The 21,614-nt window shown below is 62.8% G+C and carries 35 protein-coding genes; 3 read left to right on the forward strand and 32 right to left on the reverse strand.

Translation table 11 applies throughout. The features are described 5' to 3' along the window. Positions 1-96 precede the first annotated feature (96 nt). The 29 genes from BA190_RS27590 to BA190_RS37260 all read right to left on the reverse strand — a co-directional run bounded on the left by BA190_RS27590 (position 97) and on the right by BA190_RS37260 (position 18,594). Positions 97-1,395, reverse strand: a complete 1,299-nt coding sequence (locus BA190_RS27590; RefSeq protein WP_068295616.1) for a phage minor head protein — start codon at positions 1,393-1,395, stop codon at positions 97-99. Position 1,396: 1 nt separating this feature from the next. After that, positions 1,397-2,974 (reverse strand): DUF935 domain-containing protein, encoded by a 1,578-nt coding sequence (locus BA190_RS27595; RefSeq protein WP_068295618.1) that lies wholly within the window; start codon positions 2,972-2,974, stop codon positions 1,397-1,399. An 8-nt stretch (positions 2,975-2,982) separates the two neighbouring features. Then, a complete protein-coding gene (locus tag BA190_RS27600; protein ID WP_068295620.1) occupies positions 2,983-4,677 on the reverse strand; it encodes a hypothetical protein in 1,695 nt (564 codons plus the stop codon). Further along, positions 4,674-5,252 carry a DUF3486 family protein gene (locus tag BA190_RS27605; protein WP_068295622.1) on the reverse strand — a complete coding sequence of 193 codons (579 nt, stop codon included), beginning with the start codon at positions 5,250-5,252 and terminating at the stop codon, positions 4,674-4,676. Before BA190_RS27605 ends, BA190_RS27600 begins: the two co-directional genes overlap by 4 nt. Before the next feature lies 1 nt (position 5,253). Beyond that, a complete protein-coding gene (locus BA190_RS27610) occupies positions 5,254-5,556 on the reverse strand; it encodes a hypothetical protein (protein ID WP_068295624.1) in 303 nt (100 codons plus the stop codon). After that, positions 5,553-5,885 (reverse strand): DUF2730 family protein, encoded by a 333-nt coding sequence (locus tag BA190_RS27615; protein ID WP_068295627.1) that lies wholly within the window; start codon positions 5,883-5,885, stop codon positions 5,553-5,555. The genes BA190_RS27610 and BA190_RS27615 overlap by 4 nt, the downstream gene beginning before the upstream one ends. After that, positions 5,885-6,100, reverse strand: a complete 216-nt coding sequence (locus tag BA190_RS27620) for a hypothetical protein (protein ID WP_068295628.1) — start codon at positions 6,098-6,100, stop codon at positions 5,885-5,887. Before BA190_RS27620 ends, BA190_RS27615 begins: the two co-directional genes overlap by 1 nt. After that, positions 6,069-6,341 carry a hypothetical protein gene (locus tag BA190_RS27625; RefSeq protein WP_068295629.1) on the reverse strand — a complete coding sequence of 91 codons (273 nt, stop codon included), beginning with the start codon at positions 6,339-6,341 and terminating at the stop codon, positions 6,069-6,071. Before BA190_RS27625 ends, BA190_RS27620 begins: the two co-directional genes overlap by 32 nt. A gap of 8 nt (positions 6,342-6,349) precedes the next feature. After that, positions 6,350-7,069 carry a hypothetical protein gene (locus BA190_RS27630; RefSeq protein ID WP_068295630.1) on the reverse strand — a complete coding sequence of 240 codons (720 nt, stop codon included), beginning with the start codon at positions 7,067-7,069 and terminating at the stop codon, positions 6,350-6,352. Between the two features lie 14 nt (positions 7,070-7,083). Further along, the gene (locus BA190_RS27635) at positions 7,084-7,911 is read right to left on the reverse strand and encodes a glycoside hydrolase family protein (protein WP_068295631.1); all 828 of its coding nucleotides are present in this window, start codon (positions 7,909-7,911) and stop codon (positions 7,084-7,086) included. Between the two features lie 53 nt (positions 7,912-7,964). Then, entirely contained in the window at positions 7,965-8,345 is a 381-nt protein-coding gene (locus tag BA190_RS27640) for a hypothetical protein (protein ID WP_068295633.1), read from the reverse strand. Beyond that, complete coding sequence (locus BA190_RS27645) at positions 8,342-8,554, reverse strand: hypothetical protein (RefSeq protein ID WP_068295635.1); 213 nt, start codon at positions 8,552-8,554, stop codon at positions 8,342-8,344. Before BA190_RS27645 ends, BA190_RS27640 begins: the two co-directional genes overlap by 4 nt. Continuing rightward, positions 8,551-9,411, reverse strand: coding sequence for a phage Gp37/Gp68 family protein (locus BA190_RS27650; protein WP_068295638.1), 861 nt, complete (start codon positions 9,409-9,411; stop codon positions 8,551-8,553). The genes BA190_RS27645 and BA190_RS27650 overlap by 4 nt, the downstream gene beginning before the upstream one ends. Positions 9,412-9,414: 3 nt before the next feature. Beyond that, a complete protein-coding gene (locus BA190_RS27655; protein ID WP_068295640.1) occupies positions 9,415-9,735 on the reverse strand; it encodes a hypothetical protein in 321 nt (106 codons plus the stop codon). Further along, complete coding sequence (locus tag BA190_RS27660) at positions 9,735-10,346, reverse strand: MT-A70 family methyltransferase (protein WP_068295641.1); 612 nt, start codon at positions 10,344-10,346, stop codon at positions 9,735-9,737. Before BA190_RS27660 ends, BA190_RS27655 begins: the two co-directional genes overlap by 1 nt. Continuing rightward, positions 10,343-10,573 (reverse strand): hypothetical protein, encoded by a 231-nt coding sequence (locus BA190_RS27665; protein WP_068295643.1) that lies wholly within the window; start codon positions 10,571-10,573, stop codon positions 10,343-10,345. The genes BA190_RS27660 and BA190_RS27665 overlap by 4 nt, the downstream gene beginning before the upstream one ends. After that, on the reverse strand, positions 10,570-11,199 hold the full coding sequence (locus BA190_RS27670) for a regulatory protein GemA (protein ID WP_068295645.1): 630 nt from the start codon (positions 11,197-11,199) through the stop codon (positions 10,570-10,572). Before BA190_RS27670 ends, BA190_RS27665 begins: the two co-directional genes overlap by 4 nt. After that, positions 11,196-11,417: a hypothetical protein gene (locus BA190_RS27675; protein ID WP_068295647.1), complete on the reverse strand. Its 222-nt coding sequence runs from the start codon at positions 11,415-11,417 to the stop codon at positions 11,196-11,198. Before BA190_RS27675 ends, BA190_RS27670 begins: the two co-directional genes overlap by 4 nt. Then, positions 11,414-11,680 carry a hypothetical protein gene (locus tag BA190_RS27680; RefSeq protein WP_068295649.1) on the reverse strand — a complete coding sequence of 89 codons (267 nt, stop codon included), beginning with the start codon at positions 11,678-11,680 and terminating at the stop codon, positions 11,414-11,416. The genes BA190_RS27675 and BA190_RS27680 overlap by 4 nt, the downstream gene beginning before the upstream one ends. Then, complete coding sequence (locus tag BA190_RS27685) at positions 11,677-12,087, reverse strand: hypothetical protein (RefSeq protein ID WP_068295651.1); 411 nt, start codon at positions 12,085-12,087, stop codon at positions 11,677-11,679. Before BA190_RS27685 ends, BA190_RS27680 begins: the two co-directional genes overlap by 4 nt. Further along, on the reverse strand, positions 12,088-12,483 hold the full coding sequence (locus BA190_RS27690) for a hypothetical protein (RefSeq protein WP_068295653.1): 396 nt from the start codon (positions 12,481-12,483) through the stop codon (positions 12,088-12,090). 9 nt (positions 12,484-12,492) lie between these two features. After that, positions 12,493-13,158, reverse strand: a complete 666-nt coding sequence (locus BA190_RS27695; RefSeq protein ID WP_068295655.1) for a DUF3164 family protein — start codon at positions 13,156-13,158, stop codon at positions 12,493-12,495. After that, positions 13,148-13,636 (reverse strand): hypothetical protein, encoded by a 489-nt coding sequence (locus tag BA190_RS27700; protein WP_068295657.1) that lies wholly within the window; start codon positions 13,634-13,636, stop codon positions 13,148-13,150. The genes BA190_RS27695 and BA190_RS27700 overlap by 11 nt, the downstream gene beginning before the upstream one ends. Beyond that, positions 13,633-13,959 carry a hypothetical protein gene (locus BA190_RS27705; RefSeq protein WP_068295659.1) on the reverse strand — a complete coding sequence of 109 codons (327 nt, stop codon included), beginning with the start codon at positions 13,957-13,959 and terminating at the stop codon, positions 13,633-13,635. Before BA190_RS27705 ends, BA190_RS27700 begins: the two co-directional genes overlap by 4 nt. Further along, entirely contained in the window at positions 13,956-14,921 is a 966-nt protein-coding gene (locus tag BA190_RS27710) for an AAA family ATPase (RefSeq protein WP_068295661.1), read from the reverse strand. The genes BA190_RS27705 and BA190_RS27710 overlap by 4 nt, the downstream gene beginning before the upstream one ends. Positions 14,922-14,994: 73 nt before the next feature. Beyond that, positions 14,995-16,938, reverse strand: coding sequence for a transposase domain-containing protein (locus tag BA190_RS27715; protein WP_068295663.1), 1,944 nt, complete (start codon positions 16,936-16,938; stop codon positions 14,995-14,997). Then, entirely contained in the window at positions 16,935-17,426 is a 492-nt protein-coding gene (locus tag BA190_RS27720) for a hypothetical protein (RefSeq protein ID WP_068295665.1), read from the reverse strand. Before BA190_RS27720 ends, BA190_RS27715 begins: the two co-directional genes overlap by 4 nt. A gap of 2 nt (positions 17,427-17,428) precedes the next feature. Further along, the gene (locus BA190_RS27725) at positions 17,429-18,265 is read right to left on the reverse strand and encodes a ParB/RepB/Spo0J family partition protein (RefSeq protein ID WP_068295666.1); all 837 of its coding nucleotides are present in this window, start codon (positions 18,263-18,265) and stop codon (positions 17,429-17,431) included. Positions 18,266-18,309: 44 nt separating this feature from the next. Next, complete coding sequence (locus BA190_RS37260; RefSeq protein WP_082980074.1) at positions 18,310-18,594, reverse strand: helix-turn-helix domain-containing protein; 285 nt, start codon at positions 18,592-18,594, stop codon at positions 18,310-18,312. 36 nt (positions 18,595-18,630) lie between these two features. On the opposite strand from BA190_RS37260, the gene BA190_RS27730 reads away from it, so the two are divergent. Next, positions 18,631-19,080 carry a helix-turn-helix domain-containing protein gene (locus BA190_RS27730; protein ID WP_068295668.1) on the forward strand — a complete coding sequence of 150 codons (450 nt, stop codon included), beginning with the start codon at positions 18,631-18,633 and terminating at the stop codon, positions 19,078-19,080. A 367-nt stretch (positions 19,081-19,447) separates the two neighbouring features. Here the strand turns inward: BA190_RS27730 and BA190_RS27735 are convergent, their stop codons facing one another. After that, on the reverse strand, positions 19,448-19,810 hold the full coding sequence (locus BA190_RS27735) for a hypothetical protein (protein ID WP_068295670.1): 363 nt from the start codon (positions 19,808-19,810) through the stop codon (positions 19,448-19,450). A 96-nt stretch (positions 19,811-19,906) separates the two neighbouring features. Between BA190_RS27735 and BA190_RS36190 the strand changes: the two genes are divergently transcribed. Together BA190_RS36190 and BA190_RS36700 are read left to right on the forward strand one after the other, a co-directional pair. After that, positions 19,907-20,110 carry a hypothetical protein gene (locus BA190_RS36190; RefSeq protein WP_156771732.1) on the forward strand — a complete coding sequence of 68 codons (204 nt, stop codon included), beginning with the start codon at positions 19,907-19,909 and terminating at the stop codon, positions 20,108-20,110. Positions 20,111-20,747: 637 nt separating this feature from the next. After that, entirely contained in the window at positions 20,748-20,945 is a 198-nt protein-coding gene (locus BA190_RS36700) for a hypothetical protein (RefSeq protein WP_156771733.1), read from the forward strand. A gap of 82 nt (positions 20,946-21,027) precedes the next feature. On the opposite strand, the gene BA190_RS27740 is transcribed toward BA190_RS36700, so the two are convergent. Then, positions 21,028-21,246, reverse strand: coding sequence for a hypothetical protein (locus BA190_RS27740; RefSeq protein WP_068295672.1), 219 nt, complete (start codon positions 21,244-21,246; stop codon positions 21,028-21,030). Positions 21,247-21,398: 152 nt separating this feature from the next. Further along, positions 21,399-21,614 (reverse strand): helix-turn-helix domain-containing protein (locus BA190_RS27745; RefSeq protein ID WP_156771734.1); only part of this gene is annotated, 216 nt, incomplete at its 5' end.

A 21,614-nucleotide genomic window follows, 5' to 3' on the forward strand; every position in this document is an offset into this window, starting at 1 on the left:
CGCCGCGACAACCGGGAAATCGCCGGTCCGGTTTGGAGGATCGTCCGAAGCGATCGTCTGCTACGGGGAAGATGGCGTACCCCCCGGCGGCCACAATCACAAGCTTCCCGATAGAACTTCGTAAGCGCCCGGATTGGCGAGATCCGCCTGTTGCACCATGCCGGCCGTCCGCACTTCGTTGGAAACCACCTGGCGCTTGATGCCGGCGCCGTCGCGCGAGCCGCTCTGGAAATTCACGCGCACCACCAGCTTGCCGAGGCGGGGATCGCCCGGCACGTCGAACACATAGACGAGCGCCGGATCCTGCTTGTCGAGGAGCACCGCCTTTGCCTGGCTGAGCGTCAGGGGCAGCTCGCGCAGGAAATCTGTGGGGACAGTCTTCCCCGCCGCCGCCTTGGCCGCGCGCATCATGTGCTGGACAACCTGCATCTGGATCGTGATGGCGCCTGTCCTCGGGGCAACGCCGCGCGCGGTGAGCCCGTCGAGCGTGGCCTGGTCGATGGCGCCGACCGTCCACATCGAGCGCGACAGGGGCGCGCCGGCGGCGGCCTGGTCGAACCACTGGCTGAACTCGGTAGCGAGGGCACGAACCGGCCAGACCTTGTCGGCGACCCGTTGCGCGGTCAGTTGTGCCGGCGCCCCCGCCAGCGCGTCAGCAACAGGCGAGGCCTGCCAGCCGACTTTGCCAGGATTATAGCCCCAACCAGGATCAATCCCTTCCGGCACATATAGGATCTCGCCGGTTCTCTTGTTCACATACGGTCGCATATCCAGGGTTGGCGGCTCCAGCTTGAGCTGGCCGCGAAGGCGTTGCACATCGCGTTCGGAGAGACTTTGCAGCGTGCAGCGGCAGCGCCAGCCGCAGGGCGGTGCCCAATAGTTCCAGAACGGATGATCGATCGGAAGGCAGACATTGTGCCTGGCCGCATGAGCCGGCCGGGTCCTGCCGTCCATGATGGCGACATAGCGAAGATAGGGGCGCAGGGCCTTATTGCGCTCGAACTGTGCCCAATGGCCGGCGGCATAGGAGACGCGCATGTTCGCGTCGAAGATCGTCTGAAGGCGCCTGGTGGAACCAAGCTGGACTTCATCGATCGCGCCTGTGAGTGGATCGGCGACCGCCTTCTTGCCCCACCATCCCTTGGCCTGGAGCACCGGCGTCAGATCCTTGGCGAAGTCGCGGAAGGTTTTTCCCTCCTTCAATGCCTCTTCGAGCGACGAATAAATATCGTTCAAAATGTCGAAGCCGGCCGATTTCGCGACGGTGAAAGAGCGTGCGTGATCTTCCTGCCAAGCATCCTCCCAGGAGAAGGTCGGCGCGAGTTGGCCGCCGCGTGCCTTGAAAGCGGCGATCGCCTCGCGTGGCGGCAATGGGGTGAGATCGGCCTCCGCCATGTCAGCTCGCCGCCGGCGGGATCAGGGACTGGTTGCCCTCGCCAGCGAGCCGTGCCGCAAAGATGCTCCGCGCCAGCTTTTCGGCCATGGCGTCGACATTCATGCCGGCAAGGTGCCGGGCCAGGATCAACTGGGCATCCTCCAGCGACGTCGCATCGGCGAGCTGCTCGGCCAGCCCTTCGATCATCGGCGCCACCAACGGCTCCCAACCCATGTCGGCAAGGGTTTCCTCGATCGAGCTATCGACCGCGTCCTGCCCATGTGTCGCACTGATCGGCGTCTGCGCTGCCTGGGTAGCGATCGATTGAGCCCCCGATGCCGCCGGCGCCGGCAATGCTGGAGCGCCGAGCAGCTCGGCGTCCTTCTCCGGCTCGCTGAAACCCAGCCTGTCGCGGACCTCGCTCATCTGGACCTTGAGGCCGATCGGCACGAGCTGCGAGAGCCGCGTTGCCATGGCATTGAGGTCCTCGGCCTCTTCGTCGCCGATGCGGGCACGCGGATAAGCCTTCTGCGGCCCATATTCGAGATCGACCCAGATGCGGATCAGGTCGCGATTGATGATAGCCGAGAGAGCCTTGGCGTCGGCCGCCTCGATATCCTCCTGCACCTGGCGGTGCTCCTGACCGACCGCGTGACCGCCGGCGATCGCATCCGTGGTTGCCGTCTGGCCCAGCACGCCCTTGGAGATCTGCTGGTCCATCCAGTCCGCCCGCTCCTTGTAGAGTGCGCTGCTCTGGCCGGCCGGTGCCGAGATCAGCTCGATCCCCATCGACTCGGGAACGATGGCGGCGCAATCGCCGGCGATATTCGCCACTGCCCGCCAAAGGACATCCTTTTGATCGTCGGTGGCGCTGGCGTCGTATTTACCTATGCGGATCGGTTGGCCATAGGTCTGGGTGAAGATCGTCCAGTCGCGGACGGTGAACGCTTTGAACATCCAGCACCAGGCCGCAATGCGCGCGATGCCGGAGCGGATCGGCAGGCCGGATTTGGCCTTGATCGACGCCTGGATGAACTTGGCCGCCGGCAGCGGTGTCCAGCCTTGCTCGGTCCGCAGGAGCGGCGTGCGCCCGTCGACGCGATCGAACTGAAACCACCTCGGGTCGCGCCATTCCAGCCGCGCCGGCTGCCACTGCCCTTCGGACGTGTCCCAGATGATCTCCGTAAAGCTGACGCCCTTGCCGATCGCGTCAAGGATATCGAACAGCTCGTCCTGCAGCTCGTCACGCAACAGCCAGGTCTTCACCATGTCGGCGATTTCGAGATCCTTCGCGGAATCCGAGGCGGCGTCGACATTGATGGCGAGCTGGGAGACCGAGCGACGGCGGGTGCCGAGCACGCCGACATAGTGGAGATCGCGCTCCTCGATCTGTTCGGCCAGCTCCAAGTAACGCATCGGATCGCCGGCTTCGGCCTCGCGCAGAATATTTGCAAGGCGGTAAGGATCAAGGCCATCTGCGGGATGGCCGGTCTGCACCGAGCGCACGCCTGCAAGTGAAGGGCCAGCGATATCGGCCGTCAGGACCTCGCGCCGGAGCGGCTGACCATCCGGGCCGAGGATCTTCGAAACGGGAGCCATGGTGCCTCCTAGAACATGGAGCCGCGAATCCGGACGCCGAGCGGTTGCCGATACGGATTGCGTTTGTTGTCATCGAGCGGGGGGCCGCCGTTGTGCCCCATTTGTGTGGGCGCGGCCGATCGGTACTCGTAAAGCTTGATGGGCTGGAAGCTGGCGAAATGAGCGAGGGCCGCCGCGATCGCGGCGTCGGCGTGGCGCTTCTTCTTCTTGCCATCCGCTGCCGCTTCGCCCTTTTCGGTGCTGCGGATCGAGCTGGGACGGGCGATGCCGTCAATCATCTTGATCAGCTGGAAGTCGCCGGCGATATCGGCATGCCTGGGCAACGACATGCCCTCAGCTTCCAGCGTTGCCTTGAACTTCGGCATGTTGTCCCGGTACCAGTCGGCCGAGAACTTGAGCTGGAGGATCCGCTCCATGCCGTATTTCTGTGCCACGGCCTCGGCCAGGGCGGCGCCATTGCCGCCGGCGTCGAACACACCGCCCTGAAAGCGTGGCAGGCGATCGCAGACCCAGAAGACGACTTGCTCCTGTTGCTGGAACGGGATGTTGCGCATCTCGACGATGAAGGGCGTGCGCCGGAACAAAGTCTTGGTGATTTGAAGTGGCCACAACACCGTCAGGTCCGCGACGCGGCCAAAGTCTTCGCCGACATAGCTTAGTAGCTCCTTGTCCAGCGTCTCGATCGCCTCGACCAGATTGGTCTCGCACCACATCCTGGCTGCAAGGGTTCGATCGAATTCGGAGGCAGCTGCGAACGAGGCCGGCATCTCCCAGCGGAACACGGGAATGTCTTTCGACATGCACTTCTCGATCACCGCCGGAAGGATCCAGGCGCCGGAGCCCTCAGCCGGGATGCAGAAAAGCTCTTCGTCGGCGCCGTCGCCGTAGTCGTCGATCACGCCCTGGCGCCATTCCGCCTCGGCCTCGGGCGACCATTCGGCCCCCTTGCGCAGGCAGATCCGCTGATAGAGGCCCTCTCGCAAGGCTTCATCAAAGTCGATCCGGACGAGGCCATAGCGTTTCTGGCCGCTGCGGATCTCCTTGATCTTCTGGTTGAAGGCGTTCTGTTCACCGTCATGGGTGGAGATCACGACGATCATCCCGCCCCAAATCGTCAACGCCATAGCTGCCTTCAGAAGCGCTTCCAGATTGTCGTGGAAAGCCGCTTCGTCGATAAGCACATAGCCCTGCTTTCCGCGCAGGGAGCGAGGCGATGACGGTAGGGCAACGATGGCAAAGCCCGATGCGAATGTGATGCGGAAGGCCTTGATTTCCCGCGTTTCGCCGGTTTCCGGATCGAAGTCCTCGAAGATATACTCGTCGTCGATTTCGCTGGCGGCCTTGCCGAACAGCTTGGCCCACATCCCACAGACGTCGATGAACTCGCGGGCCATTTCGAGATTGTAGCCGATGTACCAGCTATCCATTCCGCCGGCGGCATGTTCGGAAGCCGAGACAAGTACAGCGTCGGATGCAAAGGCCCAGGTCAGGCCAGTGCGGCGGGATTTCTCGATGAAGGTGACAGTGTGGAGCAGTCGCGCCCGGATGGCGCGCTTCTGATAAGCCAGAAGAATGCTATCGGGGTCGAGCCCAGCCAAGGCGTCCGGCAGGCCAAAGAGAGAGGTTCGGCGCAGCTCGGCCCATTCCGCCGCCGTCACCGCCCGGCCGACTTTGAACAGTTCTCCGTCCGGAAGCGCGCTCATTCCTTCGCACCCTTGGGCGATGTCTCGATGCCGAGGAACTCATGGCGCAGCCGGTCGACGGTTTCACGGGACAGGCCCTGCTTCTTGGCCACCATGGCGATCGCCTTGCTGGCCTTGGCATCGAACTCCTGTTTGAGTTTCTGGCGCCGCTCGCTGGAAACCTTCTGGGCCGACACGGTCGAGGCGAAGGCGCGGGCCAGTTCCATGGCCTGCTTTGGGGTGCGATCTCCGCCGGTGTCTTGCAGCAGCTCGATGATCAGCGTCTTCAAAAACTCGCCCAGGATGATGTTGTTCTCGTCGACGTCCTCTGCATCGAACTGGGTGGCGAGCCCCTTGAACATGGCACGCGCCTCCTGGACGCGGCTTTGCGTCCGCGCCAGGAAGATCGCCCTGCGATTGAAGGCCGACTTGGAAATGAGGGGCAGGCCCTTGTCAGCGAGCCTGCCGTTGAATTCCTCCAGGATCTCGCCCTGGGTGCGCTTGCGCTCGGCGAGCTGCTGGCAAACCCAGATGACGTCTTCCTCTGCCTCTTCTGGCAGGAGGTCAATCGAGCCCAGGCGTCCCCGGCCGGCCATATCAAGGCTCCACGCGTGAAGGTGCCTTGACCCCGGCTATGATCTCTTCCCGATCTACGTGCCTTTGCCCCTTCTTGGTCAAAGTTGCGATCTGGACCGACCCCGCCTCCCTCACGATCACAGCGCCCATGGCGGCAAGGAACGACAGCTGATCGTGCACCCACTCACGCGGCCGGCGCGGGATGCCATAGGTCTTGAGCTCATCGTGGAGCAGGGATGAGTTCAAATGCCCATCGATCTGCTCGGCCAGGGAACGCAGGATAATAAGGCGCGCCTCTTCCTGGAGTTTTTTCTCGAAGCTCATCGTTTGTTTGCCTGGTCAAGGAGGAATTCCTGAAGCCGATCACCCACCGCACCGATCGGCTTCAAGCGCTCTGTTAGAACTTCCATGTCGCCTTGCAGGCGGGTCATGGCCAGTTCCATGCGGTGGAAACCGGAGGCACTCGGGAGGTGCAGCATCTCGGTTTCGATCTTGGTGAGGCGGACTTCCAGCAGGTCCACGCGGTCATGGATCTTACCGATCTCGGCCGCTGAGGCCCGCGAACGCGAAGTCACCCAAGTGTAGATCAGCGATATGATCGTGAGGATGCCCAGGACGATGCTGATTGCGCTCTGGGTCGAAGCCAGATCCATCAATTCGCCTTTCCACGGCAGATGCGGGCGCCATCGTCCAGGCGCTCCCATTCGGTTGCGAGCACGTCGAGGCCAGCGGCCGGCGGCGCGGATTCGAGATAGCCGGCGATCCGCCTTGCATTGCCGTCGCTGGTGGGCGTCGGGCAGATCGGCGCCATGGCGGCCCGGCGCTGAGCCTTGGCTTCAGCGGCCTGCGCTGCCGTCGCCCTGACCACTGGTCTGGTCGCCAAGTCGCTTGCGCAACCTTGCAGCGACATCGCGAGCACCACCGCGATCGAGAGCATTGTTCGCCGCCTGAGCATCGGCCGTCTCCGCAATGTCCTGGCTTGTGTCGGCGGCGGCCTTGTCGACCGCCCCCTGTTTGATGTCCTGGTCCGCCCTGTCATCCTTCCAGGCCGCGAGGAACATGTTGCCGAGCGCGGCGAGGAAGGAGCTGAACAGGGCGGACCAGGACATGACGCGCCTTACTGGGTGTTGGCCGGCGCCGGGGCGGCCGGCACCTGGTTGGCGGGATTCAGCGGCTGGATGCCGAACAGTTCGGCAAGCTTGGCGTCGATCTTGACTTCGAGGGCATCGCCGGCCAGGCCGAAATAGTTCAAGGCATCGGGCACCACGGCCTCAACGTAACTGGCGGCCTTGGCGAGCGCCTCCGATTTGGCGACGCCCTTGGCGACCGCGTTCATGACCAGGGTTGCGGCAGTACCTGCAGCTTTCTCGATCGCGTCGCGGTGCCCCATCTCGATCGAGCGGATGGAGGCTTCGACCTGGAGGCCGGTTCGCTTCTGGAAGACGAAGGCGATCCAGCCGATGAGGGACATCGCGGCGGCGGTGAACGCCGAGGTCAGGATCTCGGTAAACCCCGAGGCCGCCGGCGCCGTAGCGGTCTGGGCTAAGGCGGGGCTGCACAGGGCGAGCAAAGCGATAGGCACCGTGACAAGCCCGGATAGCCAGAGATCGCGGAGTTTCTCCTGGATGGGCTTGTACTGGAGAAAGAGCACGACCGCGCTCGCCAACACGATCGCGAGGGGCTGATCGAAGAAGGCGAAGATGGCCTGGCCGGGATCGCTGGCCGTCAGAAAGACGCCGGCGACGGCCAGGGCAACGATCATCAACGCCGTGTAGACCGGCATCAAATAGCGACCCAGCAGGTAGTGGCCTACGAGGCCGATCATTTTCGCACGCATGGTGGATCCTCGGTTCAAGCGGCGATCGCCGTGATGGCGTCGCCAGGGAGCGGGTGAAGGGCGATGACGGGGCCTTTGCCGATGGCCTTGAGGGCAGCGGCGATCGCCGACCTGGTCGCAGGGCCGACTTTGCCGTCGGCGGTCAGAGCATGGCTGCCCTGGAAGGCGAGCACGGCCTTTTCCGTTTCGCTGCCGAAGTCGCCGTCCACGCCGATCCGGTAGCCGAGGGCGGCCAAATCGGTCTGCAGCGAGCGGACGGCATCCGGGAAGGCACAGCCACGCTTGAGCAGTACACCGATCGCGACCGCCGCGTTGTCGTTCGCGTGGGCCGTGGCGGAGCCGGTGACGTAGGCGTTGGCCAGGAAGGTTTCGCGTTCGGCCTTGCGCCTGGTAACGAGGCCGCCCAGGACATGGCCATTTGCCTTGACCCACATGAGGAAGGCGTCGGCAGCTCCGGCCCGGTCCCCGGCATTCAAGCGCCGAACGACGCTCGATCCTGCGAAATTCTTGCCGCCAATATTGAGGCACAAGCTGACCAGGGCGTCGAACTCGCCCTGCGAAACAGGCACCTTTACAGCGGCTTTGACGGCGTTTTCGAAGATGACCAGGTCATCGGCCAGGATGGCGAAAGCCCGCTCTCGCGTGATGACCATGCCGGGCACAACGGTGGGCGGCCCCGCGAGCGCGGTATGGCCGATGCCGATGGTCCACGGTTTTCCGCCCGTGCCGGGATCCGGATAGGCCTTCAGCACGACGCCTTCAAACGAGGCAATCGCACCCTTGCCACGGGTCGAGGTTTTCAGGGCCGCATTGGCGGCGATCGCGGAAACAAGCTGTGCCATGGGGCCAGCAATGCCACCGCGCGCGCGTCGCGGGAGTTCCCCAGGCCTGGGGTTTAGCGGAAAAGATCGAGCTGGCGGGAAGTAATTGGCTCGGCCGAGCCTTGCTCGAAGCCCTTGAGATACAGCCTGACAGTTTCGTCAGTCACGTGCAACCGGCGGGCGATCTTGGATTTCTTCCACCCGTAGGCGAACAATTGACGCGCAATCCACTGCTTTGCAACTGGAACCTTGATATGGCCGCGCCGCAGATGCTGGCCCAGGGCGCGCGCGTTCTCCAGCCCAATGGCCTGGGCGAGCGCTCCCTCTGGGCCGGGATCGCTATGCAGATGGATGGTGCCTCCGCCGAACTTCAAAAGAAACTGAATGGTCGGCTCGACGCCGATCGCATCGATATAGGTCTCGACAAAATGCGGGGCTGGAATCCTCTTTGTCATAGCTGGCTCTTCAAACGTGTTTCCAGCTCCAGGAGCTGGGCGGTGAGCATGGTCAGCTGATGCTGCAGGATGATGCGGCGATGGCTGCAGACGGGCAGCGCCTGGATGCGGCCAACAAGTGCCTTCCTCGCTAGCTCCAGGCGCGCGGCTTCGCTGGCTTCAGGCCAGATGAAAAGCGGAGCGGGAGCGAGCGAGGAAGCGTGTTTCATGCCGCCACCGGAAATCCATCGTGCTGGATGCCATCGAGCGACCGGCCAGCGCGCTTTTTGCCCAGGCGTAGACTGCCGGTACCGTCCGGCCAGTCATGGACGCGCGGATCACTGTGCCCCAGCACCCATTCGAAGCCGGTGGCGTCCCGCATGTCCTGCGGCAAAAATTCGCCCCACTGTTTGAACAGGAAGGGAATGCCCATGATCTCGCAGTCGTCGCGGACCCTGCGCGCCCAATCCGGATGCATCGGCCTCGCATTGGGGCCGCTTTCTCCGCCGCAGATGATCCAATCGGGTACCTGGCCGTCGATGCAGAGCTGCCCGAGTGGGCCGAGCGCCGGTTCATAGCTGACGAAACGGGTCCGCGCCGGCACCTTGGCCAGTGCCGGCCAGTTGCGCCGGTAGCGCTCGCCGTCCTCGGCCGTGGTGCCAAGCCAAACATTCGACCAGCCATCGCCCCAGGGCCGGCAGCCGATATCCGCCGTGGGCAGCATCTTGGCGATGTTCTGAGGGCGCTTGGTCAGGAGAAGCCAATCAAGGTGCGGTGTCATCTCGATCCAGTGCCAGAGATCGTCCCGCCACCGGCTGGGCACCTGGTTGTCGAAGACATCGGCAAGGGACGCGCAAAACACCCGGAAGCGTCGGCCCTCGGCTTCGGCCTGCCGGTTCCATTTCAGCGGCTGTTGCCAGTTGCTCGCCGAAGTCCGGCGCCGCTCGCCTTCCCAAAGCTCGGGCTTGCCGGCGCGCCTCGCCCACCCCTCGGCATAGCAATGGTCGCAAGCCGGGCTGAGGGCCGTGCATCCCAGCCAGGGATTGAAGGTGTGGTCCGCCCACTCGATCTTGGTGTTTTCCGCCACGGCTTATTGCTCCCCCAACACGGCGTCGAAGAGGTCATCACGAACGATCACGTCGACCAGTTTTCGCAGAAGGTCATTGCCACCACGGCAATCCGGCCGCCCCGACGCTTCGACGTCCAGGGCCTGGGCGAGATGGACAGGAAGCTTCACACCCGGCCCGGACCGAACATGGATGACGCGGAAGCTCTCTGGCCTGTTCCGCACCCGAGCCGCCAGGGCTCGGATCGAGGATGGGTTCAGCTCGGGATGGGCGGCGATGATTTCCCCGTTTGTCAGGCCCTGGGCGACAGCATCCCGCACGATTTTCGTGATTTTCCCGGCCATCACGCCCCTCCGAAAAGGTGGGCTTCCTTGCCCCAGACGGTGTGACCGGCCCATGGCTCGCGGGCGAAAACGTCGACCATGCGAGCCCAGGGGCAGAGGCGTTCCAGCATCTCCCGCATTTCCCCTGGCTTGCGGGAATATTCGCGGAGGGTGGCTTCGATGGCGGACGGAAAATCCTCGACATCGTCGACGTCCTCGACGGTCTCGATGACGTTGCGCACGGACTTGGAGACAATCCGCGGTTTCCCGATGGTGCCGATCAGATAGGGTTCCGTCGCCGATCGAACGATGAAGCCGGTGCCAAAGCCGCTCTTTCCGTTTCGGGTTTTTTTGTGCCAGGCGCCGCCTGTTTTGTAGGTGAAGCCCCAAACGCGCATGATCTCCATGGCGTAGGCTAGGTGCGGCCAGGTCGACCACATCACCAGCAGGCAATTCGGCCCCGCCAACTCGCCGACCGGCAGGGCCGCGATGCGATCCACGGGCATCGTGTCGTAGTAGCTCTCCGGCGACTTGGCGTAGCCGGCCTCGCTGCGCATGTCGTAGGGCCAGGGCGGGTCGATATGGATCACTCCATAGTGCTCCCGAAGCAGCGGGGCAAAACAGAAGCTCATCGCACCGGGCCTCCCTTGTTCTGGGCAGCCTGTAAGGCAATGAGAGCCTCGCGATTTTCCTCGAGCCAGGCGAGCGTGCTGTCGATGTGCTTGAGATGCTCGAGCTGCAGACCTTCATGCGACCTGGTCATGCCCGCCCGCACCGCCTGTCCATTCGCAATGCGGTTCTGGATGTCGATGGCGCGGCCGAGCGCCTGACGCTGGGCATGGAGTGAAATCTTCCTCATGCCTCCCCCCCGATCAGTTCTCGGATATGACGGCCGAGCAGGATCTGGCGCTCCAGCAACTGCTCCGGCGACAGGGGTTTGTTGATGTCGGCGAAGGCGATGCGCTGGACGGTGGCGTCCGCGCCGCGATCGCGGAGGATCTTCGCCTGGGCGATCAGGATTGCCCACCGGTCGGCCTGGAGCTGGGTCAGGCCCATATCCTTGGCGACGCGTTCCGGCTTCCACTCGGCGCCGGCGCGCTGCGCCATCTTCTTCAGCGCCTCGATCGCCTTCCTGGAGTCGACCGGGTCTGTGAGGAACCGGGTGTGGCTGAGGCCCGTCTGACGCTCGACAAAGGCCATCATCGCCTTGTCGGTGCGGTTCTCGACCATGCCGAGATCGTGCAAGGCCATCCAGAGCGCCTGGAGCTTGGGAGCATAATCGCCGGTCGCGCGCTGCGCGCTCCCCGACCGGGCTGGCGCTCCCTTCGAAAGGCCTTCGAGCTGCGCGATGACGCGCAGCTCCTGGTCAGGGCTGAGGCCCTTGGAAGAGCGCTGGCCGGTCGCGGCCTGGAGGAGATCCCGATAGGCGGCATCGTCCAGGCCGGCGCGGGATTTCAGCATGTGGATGCGGGCGATAGCGCTCATGACTGTTGCTCCGACCCGATCTTCGCTTTTGCTGCGGCGCGCTGCTTAGCCAAGAGAAAGCAATCGCGCTTCTCTGCCTTCGGGCACCCTTCCCACCAGAGCCAGCACGTGCCGGGGCCGGCGGCCGGATCGCGGCTGCATTTCCCCCTGCCTTTCGGCGTGGTCCATTGGAGCGCCGTCGGCGGGAGGTCGAGTGAAAGCTGGGCAATCGCGCTCATGCCGGCCACCCATCGATCTCGGTGCCCGTGATTTCGGCCTTAATCCCCATATCCCTGGCCGGTCCGTAGCCCTCAATGAAGTAGGAGGGCGAAACGTCGATCACGCCACGCGCAACCATTTGCGCTATGTGCTCAGCATGCTCCCCGATCTCGAAGAACGGGAAAAAGCTCCGCCGGAACTCTTCCATAAAGGCGTCCGTGAACTTCGACTCATCCAGCTCCACCTCGACGGTCTGGCTGACTTCGACCCTGAATTTTTTCATACCGCCGCCCTCCGAAGGAAATGATCGGCATCCCAACGGATCTGGAAGCCGCTGAAAATCGGCGTGGCCGGGTGGTGCTCGGCCCAAAAGGCGCGCATATCGGCCCAATCGTCGAAGCCATCGCGCTGGGCGAAACTGTCGAGCTGGTAGGAGGGATTCTGGTACCAGCCGGGCAATGCGGCATCGCCGATCTCGATCCGACCATTCGGAAAGTCGAGCCTGATAGGATTGACGGAGACACAGCGTGGCGCTCCGAGCAGGCGGCAGTACCGAGTCCGCATGCTGGTAAAGAGCTGCATGGCCTCACCGGGGCGAGCATGGCGCTTGCGGTCGGCCCGGATTGTGCCGTCCTTGGTACCGCGCTCGATCGCCGGGGCGAAACGCTTGTGGAAGGAATAGGCGACCATCTAAGCCACCTCCTTCTTTGCCGCGCAGGCCGTGCAAAGGTCCGGACGAACCCAGGCGCAAGGCGGAAAACAGCCGTCTCGATCGCTGCAACCGCAATCGTCGCAGACCGGACCCATCTGCGAAGGAATTCGTGGCGTTCCGTCATCGGCCTGTAGGAGATGACGCGGCAGGGCGTCGACGACCGCCACCTGCAGACGCGGCAACAAGATGTTGGTTGCCACGAGGGCCGCGCGCTCGGTCGGGGTGACGCACTCAAAGAGTGGCTGTTCCTCGACACGCTCAGAGGCGAACCACGCGCAGAACAGTTCGAGCGTAAGGGCGCCGATATCGTCCCTCTCCTCGGTGCTGAGGCCGCGCCAGGCGGCGGCCCCGTCGAATCGTTCGATCTTGGCCATGTCCGCCCCTCAATCCACGGCCGCGATATCGATGGTGACGGGCTGCCACTTCCCCTTGGCGCTATCGCGCCGGTGAAAGCGGATATACGTCTTCGAACCGATGATGCGGATGCTGTCGCGGATCGCCTCCATGGCGCGAAGCCAGCGTTCGTCGCGGATGTCGGTGCGCATGAGCATGAACAGCTCTGCCCGATTGATCTGACCCTCCTTGTCGACCTGGAAAGCACGGTTGACGATGGCGCGCAGTTCGTCCCGTGATCCCTCGCTCCATTCGGTCAGGCATTCGTCGATAAGGGTTTTTGCTGCCTGCAGCTCCGGACCAAACTCGATCCGATCGGCGACCTGGATTGTGACCTTGAGTGTCCCATCGATCGTGGTGAGCGTGGTGTTGCCCTTTTCACCGCCAACCTTCGCGCCGTATTTCTCCGCGATGAGGGCCTGGAAGGCTCCAAAATCATCGAAGCAGTGGGCCTTGAAACGGGCGATCTGCGCGTTCAACGGCTCGGCATGGCCGAACATCTTGCGCACGGTGTCATCCATCAGCATGTCGACGGGCTTCACCAGGTCGAGCGGAACCCATGCCCCTCGGGCATCGCGCATAAACGGCTTGTCGCCAATCATGGTCGCGCCTTCCGGCAAGGCCGCCGCCGGGTTTGAAATGGTCTCAACGCTCATTTGAAGCTCCTTTGTGGTGCATGGCATCACGGCTCAGGCTGGCGAGGCCGGAGGCGATGGCGAGGATTTCGCGGGTGGAAAGATCTGTCGGACGCATGCGGCCGGCGCTGACCTCGACGGCAAGGGCGACGGGGTCGAACTCGCGCAGTGGCGGGATGCCTAGAGCGTGGAGCGCCTTTGCTTCCGCCAGTGCTGTGATGCTGAGGTTTTTGAGAAGCTCGAAGAACGACCGATCTGCAGGGCAACGCTTCTGCACATCGTCGTGGGCCTTGAGGACGTCGGCTTCCTCGCAGGCGCCAAGGGCGGCGGCGACTTCGGACGCAGGCAAATCGGTCAGCGTGAACGCCAGATAGGCGGCGATCTCGCCGGCGAGCGTGAAGCCCCCCAGATACCGGCCATATTTGAGGTCAGTGCTCGTGACGCCGACCCCAGTGGCAACGGTGGCGATGATCTGCGACATGGTGGGCTGGATGCTCATGCCGCGCCTCCAGCCGGACCGGGTGCGAGGATCTCCGTGCGCGGTGGCAGCGGGATGGTTTCCCCTTGCACCCGGAAATATTCCCGCCGCTCGGGAAAGGCGACGACGCGGCCAGGCGATGACGCGTCCGCCTGTTCGAGGAGGAAAACGCGGTTCTTGGCGACTTCGGCAGCCAGGAGGTTGAGGGCACTCACATAGCTGAATCGGATCCTGGCGATATCCTCGGCCAGCTCCGTGCAAAGTTCCGCATTGAGGTGGACGCCTTCGGGGGCCGGATGCGCAAACAAGGTTTCGAGGTCGGCCAGGTGTTGGAGGGTGCTCATGAGCGCACCTCGCCGCTGCGGTTGATCCAGGCGGCCCGGATGTCGGCGATATCGACGGGACGGCTCTGCCCGGCAGCAAGGATCGTGGCCAAGCGCATCGTCTTGTCGATCTGGCCAAGAGTGCCCGGCTTGCGGCCGATATAGGTCAACAGCTCGCGCTGTTTGGGGTCCTCGATTTTCCAGGCGTCAAGCATGGCGTCGATGTCGCCCGGCTGCGGCTGGAGAATCCGCCGCTTGAGGCCGATGCGTCGATGAAGCTGGCCATATCCCTCTTTGGGCTCGGTGGCGCCAAACCGCTTATAGACCTCGTCATTGCCGACCAGGGCGATGCCGCACTCATATTCGTCAAGGAAATGGCGCAGTTGATTGACGGCCTGGTCGGACAGTTCCTGCGCCTCGTCGATGATCAAGAGAGTGTGGCGGCCATTACGGCGCAGTTTCTCTCCGATCGCCCGATCGAGCGCCTTGCCGGAAAGGTCCGGCGCGCCGACCGTGATGGCCAGATCCTGCAGCATGGACCACATTCCGCTGGTCCGTGGGCGCATGGTGGCGCGATAGACATTGCGGCGGGTCGACACGAAGTATTTGATGGAGGTCGTCTTGCCGAGGCCGGCAGCCGCCGTGACGACCACCATTTCCGGGGTGGATTGGGCATAGGCCAGAGTCTGGATGATCAGGGTCGAAGTCGGCGTTTCCACGAACTTCGGAACGGACTCGGCCTGTGCGACGGCTGCCGCGCGGGTGTCGTCACAAACCTGCAGCCAGCGCTTGAACTTCTCGGCAACGTTCTCGTTCTTGCCGGCGTATTTGCCATCCAGCCACAACGAAGTGGTGGAAGAGGCAACGTCAGCGGCCCTGGCGACATCGGCGCGGTTGAGGCCCTGCCGGTTCATCTCCTCGACGACGCGCTGCCTGATCTTTTCGACTTCGTTGCCGGGCTCTTGCCCGTTTGTCTCTGACATGAGACAGTCTCCTTGCTTGCTATGGGCCTTGCGGCCCGCTTACGAGGGCGTTCCGGGGGCAACCGGAACGCCTTCATTCGTTTCCGTCCCGCCGGAATGGCAGGACGTCCGCGTCGCGATCGAGCGCGGCCACGCCGGCCGAGAAGGCGGCATCGAAATCGGTCATCTCTGGAATCGGCCCGCGCATGCCGCCGGCGGCCGCGACCAGGCGGACCACCTTGGGCTGGTCGGGCTCGATCGAGGAGGGCTTGGACGGAGTGACCAGGGCCTGCAGCTCGCGCAGGGAAAGACGCTGCTGCAGCTCGGCGGCACGCTTCTGGGCCTTCATCCAGCCGGTGCGGAGCTTCGTGTGGGAGCGGGCCGCATCCGTGTCGTCGAAGCCGGTCATTTCGATGCAATCGGCCGAGCAGACGAAACGCCCATCCAGGCTGTAGACGGCGAGCGGCGCCCAGAGCTGGCGCGGATCGAACTTCACCATCACCTTCTTGCCGGCGTACTGGATCAGTTCCTCGGCCCAGTACCGGTTTTCATAGAAGTGGATGGCCGGCTGATCCCGACGAACCATGACGTCCTTCGACGCCAGCAGCAGCATGCGGCGCTGCTCTTCCGTGCCGCGCCTGACCATGGCGCCGGCCGCGATCTTGTCGTTCCACACCTGGAGGAAGGAACGCCCGTTCATGCCGAAGCCTCGGCGCCCTTCACGGGCGTTGTGTCGGTCGATCTCGTGCTCGACCAGCGCTTCCAGGTCGGCCAGCGGGATCGCGGCCTTGCCGTAGTTGTGCGGCTTGTTGGTCGGGCTGTTGCCCGTGTAGGCGCCGGCGCAGAGGGGGTGCTTGGCAATCTCTTCGCAGAGGTCGCGGAAAGACCGCTCGATCGGCTTGGACTGGCCGCTATAGGGCGTTGTCCAATGTGTCTCGATGCCGAGCTGCGTGAGCACGCCGAGCGGCTCATCTTCCTTGATGCGGAAGCGGAAGCGGGTCTTTTGCTGGCCAGAGATCAGCTTGGAGGCAAAGGCCTTGCCGTTGTCGAGGTAAATGGACTCGGGGATCCCGTAGTTCTCGACCATGTCGGCGACGGCCAGCCGGACCGACTCGAAGGTTTCGGCCAGGTCCAAGTTCCAGCCGACATAGAGGCCGGTGCCGAGATCCTGAATCGCGACCAGGATGACGCGCACGGGAGTGTCCGCATTCGGCAGCTTGACGAAGACATCGAGCTTGTGCCCGTCGATGTTCACCGACTGGAGCGGTCCGAAATGGGTGCGGTCGCGTTTCTGGGCGGGATACATGCGCTTCAATGCCTCGGGGCCTTGGCGAACGGCGATCCGGGCCGAAACCGGGATCTCCTTCTCCAGGCGACGTTTCAGGGTTTTGGGATGAGGGATCGGCGACCAGCCTTCGCGCTTGGCGACTTCCTGCATGCGGCGGTAGCAGGGTTCGAAGGCTGTCTTTTCCGCCCGGAGATAATCCGCCACGATGAAATCCCAGGCACGCGGATCGCACTCGGCAGTCGATGTGCGGCCCTGGCGCCGAGGCGCGAGGGCAGCAAGCCGATCAGCGCGTGGCACGCCCCTGGCGGCAGCAAGCCAATTGTACAGTGTCGAGGGCGAGACATCGGTCTCCTGCGAGACGATGGCGACAGCTGCGCCGAGGATGCTGGCACGGGACAGGGTCTCGATGCGGTCGACGGCGGCAAGGCGGCGAGTGGCCTCGGCCTTGGCTTTGTCCGGCAGGCCTTCGAAGAGCTGCCAAAGAGGCTTTGAAGGGGCGTCGACGGGTTTGGCGGGCGTCGGCGCGGCTTCTGGCTGGCTCAGCGCCAGCAGCCGGTTCTGCACCTCGATCGGGGCGAGCGAATAGTGATAGACCCAACCGCCCCCATGTTGATCGACAGCGATCCGGGCGCGGCGACGATCGGCTCGCCAGCCATTCTTTAAGGCATACCGGGAGAAGGACGGGACGTCGGTGGGGAGTTCACCGGCCGAGGCGGCAACGAAGTCCGAAGGGCGGAAGAACTCGGTCAACGGCGCCTCCTCGTCGAAGGCTGCACGGGATCGACGCGGAGCAAACGCTCCATATCCTTGATCTTCTCAGACATTTTTTGGTGCTGCTGCTTCATGAGGCCGAGCTGCGCGAAATGCGCTTCCCGCCCCTCCATGACGGTGAGGCCGAAGGGCTCGGCCAGGACGTCGATCAGCCAGTTCGCCCCGGTCGCCTCCACGAAGGCGACAAAACGAGTGAGGCCGATCTCATGCTCGGGTTTGGACGCGGCGGTGTAGGCGTAGAGGGCGTCTGTCGTGAGGTCGCGGCCGGTCATTTCGGAGATCTCGGCAGCGATGACAGCGGCGCTCTTCTCGGATTCCTTCATGGCGACGCCCAGGGCGCTCTTGATGCGCAGAGAAATGTCGAGGCCGCGCACGCCTGCGGGGCGCCGCACTGGAAACAGCTGCTCGGCCTGGGAGAACAGATCTCCCTGCCGATCGTCGCTGTATTTCTTCGCCCCGCGCGCCATGGTCAGGCAGCCTTTGCCTTGGCGCCACGCGGATTGACGATCAGCTCAACTTCGTCCGGAGACACGCCGACAAAGGCCAGGAAGCGGCGCCTGATGTCGGGCGGCATGCGGTTCGACCAGGTGTCCGTCCATTGCTGGAGGGTCTTCTCCCAGTCGGTGCGCTCGGTGCGGCCATTGGCGCCGGCCAGCGTCCTGACCTCGCCTGTGGCGAACCGTGAAGCCGCAGCAATTTGCTGCGCCTGTGGATACGCTGAAAAGGTCTTCAGCATGCCCAGGTTGGTCGCCAAGGGCGTGTTGCGAATGAGGGCAACGATGTCGGGGGAGAGGCCGGCGGCGATCTGGCAGTAGAGACGCACATTGCGCGGGGACATCCCGACCTTTTCTGCAACCTCCTCGGTGAAGGGAAGGAAAGTGGCAGATTCTGCCACTTTACTAGAGTGCTGATTTAACTTGTCTTTTTTCTTGCCGTGGCCGGTTTCCGGGTGCAGCTTCAGGTAGATCTCCTTGCGCTCGGCCAGGAACATGGCCTTGTCGAGGGGATCCAGCTCTCGGCGCATCAGGTTCTCGTCGATCTCGGCCAGACGCGCCTCGTTTGGGCTCATCTCCACCACGATCGCGTCAATAGTGTCCCAGCCGAGCAGCTCGGCGGCACGATAGCGATGCCCTCCGGCGATCAAGATGTAGGAGGCTCCATCCGTCCGGAGGATGACGGGTTCGAGCAGGCCACGTTCAGCCATCGATTCCGAGATGGCGAGCGCCCAGCTTTCGTCGATAGGGCGCAGGCGGTCGCTCGCGTCGATCAGTTTGAGCGGGATCTTCTGGACGACAGTTTCAGGCATTCCGGGGCTTTCTAGGTGGTTCAGGGCGAGGGACTAGGCGCGGTCTAAGCGGCTTTGCGGTTTGGACTGTTCCTGCGCAGCTGGGCCGTGCTAGGTTCGCTGCGTTCGACAAGTCGAATTGACGTGCCAGCCGGCCCACGGCGGTACCGCTCGGGAAAAAGGAGGTGGAGAGGTTTGCCGATGCACTCAGCGATGGCGCGTTCGGCCGCAGGAAATGGCGTTGAAAGCGCCTTTGAGCACGCCCCTGGGGAGAGCCCCGCAGCGGTCGCAACCGTGCGGAGCGTCTGACCCGTGCGCCTCACTGCAGCAAGGATATCGTGACGGTCCATGTCGAATCCAACTAACCGAATAATTCGATTTATCGAATGCTAGAATTCGACTCATCGAATGTCAAGTTTGCAGAGCGGTTTTCGCTGGCTCTTGGCACGCGCACGGCCCTCTGGCTGCACGAGCAGACGGGCATTCCCGCGTCGACGCTGTCGAACTATCGGAAGAAAGGCCTCATGCCGGCCGCCGATGCCGCTTGCAGAATTGCGATTGCGCTTGGCGTCGACGTTACGTGGCTCGTCCTCGGCATTGGCGAGATGCGCCCGAGCGGTGCAGTAATACCTTATGTGAATACTCGTCTCGATCCGCAGGCATTGGCAACTGCGATTGAAATCGTGGACGGCTGGCTTCGTGACGCAAACAAAGACGTCGAGTCCAAACACAAAGCCAAAATAGTCACGGAAATTTATACATTGCTGCTCGAAAACGATCAGGGCAACACGCCCTTGCCCCAGCAGATCAATAGGATCCTGCGACTTGCGGGTTGAGTGTGCCTTGTTAGGGGATCGATTTTGAGAGACGACGACGATTTGAACCAAGACAGGTTCGAAAAGGTTAGAAGGAAACTTCTAAACGGTGGAAGTGGCGGCAAAGACAAACCCGCCGAAATTGCTAAGAGGAACAAAGATAGGACGCGGCGACGCAGCGCGGTCGCCCAGGGCCGGGGAACCGTTATTCAGAACTCAGTTATCGTGGTCAATCAGGTGGCGCCGTCGTCGGGGCACAGAGACGATATTCGAGGGCTTCTGGACAGCATCCTGGCCCACCTTGACACAAGTCTTGGGTAGCGTGGCAGGAAGGGGCACGGCCAAGCCGGCAGCGAAGTGGAGAGCGCTGCCAGGCAGTGAGTGCCGCTTAGTTGATGCAGTGTTTCCCGATCTCCGACGCTATGTCTGCAAAATCAGGTTCGTTCGGCCGGGGGGATATCAACAGGCGTTGTTTGTCGATCGCGACAAACAGCCGAAAGCCGACATAGCCGCCCATTTCGTTCTTGGCGTTCACAGCGCCACAATAACTGTCGACATCGTCCTTTGATCGATGCAGCGACAGCAGCTTCAGCTGGGCAGAGTAAGGATCCTTAAGCGCTCGTCCCATCAGCGCATTGACCTCGGCAAGCCCCTTTTCACCAATTCTCTGCTCGGAACCATCCATAACGGTCTGCGCGGTTGCTGCGCCGGCGGCGGACATCAACAACACCGCGATGAATAACGACTTCATACTTTCCTCCCAAGCCCGGCTATAGGCTGCCAGAAGGCGAGAGGCGGTACAAGGGCTCCAGGCTTCAGATGCCGGCGCATACTGCCGGAGTTACGCTTGCAAAAAGCTAAGGTCCACCGCACGGCGCGCCAGACGGAATTGCCGCCCAACCCGTTGTTTTGTTTCCGCTTTTGCATTTTTCCGGCGGATCTGCCGGCGACGACGCTGGTTTTGGCTCCCCTTGCGGTTTGCCCGATGCTTGCCCAAAGGCGCTGCGGCTCGCTTGCTTTTTGGTTTGTGCCCGATTTATCAAGGCTTTGAAGCCTTTTCGAAGGATCTTCAAAGCCAGGAGTTCTATCGTTGGGCACTCCAGTTCCGGCTGTCTGTTGCCGCCCTGCATTCCAATTTCAAGTGTCTAACCGCCGATCGCTTTTAGACTTCGCAATCCCGCTCTAAACCCTTGTGGCGCCGCCGTTTTCCCACCCCATCCCGTCTGATCCCGGCTATTCCCGGTTACTCCAGTTCCAAGTGTCCTCTTTCACCCCCTCATACTCCCTGTCTGCATCGCATGTTTTCTTTTGGTGAGAGCTGCGGGCAGAGATGGACCCCACAATCAACGTGAAGATCGGCCTAGTGGGCTTTGAGGCCTCCGCCTCCGGCTGGCTCGGTGTTGTAGCCGTGACTCTTCTTGCGGCCCTGGTCGTGTCAATGTGGTGGCGAAAGGGCAGGCCCAGGGCGACACCTGCGGAAGTCACGGAGCCACTGCCGCGCAGGAAGCCGCAGAGACTCCCTAGGCGCCCTCCTCCTCCCGAGGCACTCCCGAGTCCTGCCGAAGAGAAAGCCCGTCAGTGACTCTTAGCGGGCACTCTAAGGGCATTCTGCGGCCCCAGGCAGCTCCCCGAATCAGCCCCCGAGGTCCCGCCTTTTGAGCCTGCCCGAGGCGTGATAAAATGCCCCCATGGCTAAGCCCCCGCCCCCTGCTGTCGATATCGTTCCTCGTCTCCGCATGGTGGCGACGGAGGTTGACGATACGGCCATTGATGAGGTGGTGGCGCTATTGCTCGAAGCGGCGGAAGACATCGAGACCCTCCGTCTCCTAGTGGGCATCCGAAAGGAAATCGAGCTGGAAGACGCTGAGCCCGAAGGCCGTTGCTAATCCGCCAAATGGAAAGACCCGCAGCCATCACGCCACGGGTCCTCATGCTTCTACCTAGACGGCAGTGGCCTATGCGCTGGCTTCAGGTCCCCGCTGAATAATCAACATAGATCGTTCCAACACGCTTCCCCACTTTATCCGCCACCTCGTGAAAACCGTCTTGGAACTCGTCTTTCTCGATTCGGTCGGCCAAATCTCGCAGTGCGTTTGCGGCCCATTTGTTCAACACAGATGTTGTCGGGCCCACAAGTTCCAGCTCAACATCACATTTCAGACGCGGTGTGAGTTCTTCCTCATCCATTTCGCAATACCCCCGTGCTTCCCACTGAGCATATAGACTTGTCGCTGTAGTGCGAGAAGCCCCTACGCCCCTGTTTCCTCTCAACCCGCAGCCATCACGCTACGCTAGCCCGCTAGCCAGGAGGCCCCACGGCTCTACCTAGACGAGATGGCCTACGGGCTCACCGCCTCAATGGCCCTATAGACGCTCCCCCTGCCTATCCCCAAGGCCTTTGCAATCTCCGTAGGGGTCTTGCCCTCGGCATGCATCTTGCGGACCTCATCGGCCTTCGCTCTCGCGGTGGGCTTCCGGCCTTTGTAGACCCCCTCAGCCTTGGCCTTGGCGATGCCTTCCCGCTGCCGCTCTAGCATCATCTCTCGCTCGAACTG

The sequence above is a fragment of the Labrys sp. WJW genome, assembly GCF_001676615.1.
Lineage (GTDB): Bacteria > Pseudomonadota > Alphaproteobacteria > Rhizobiales > Labraceae > Labrys > Labrys sedimenti.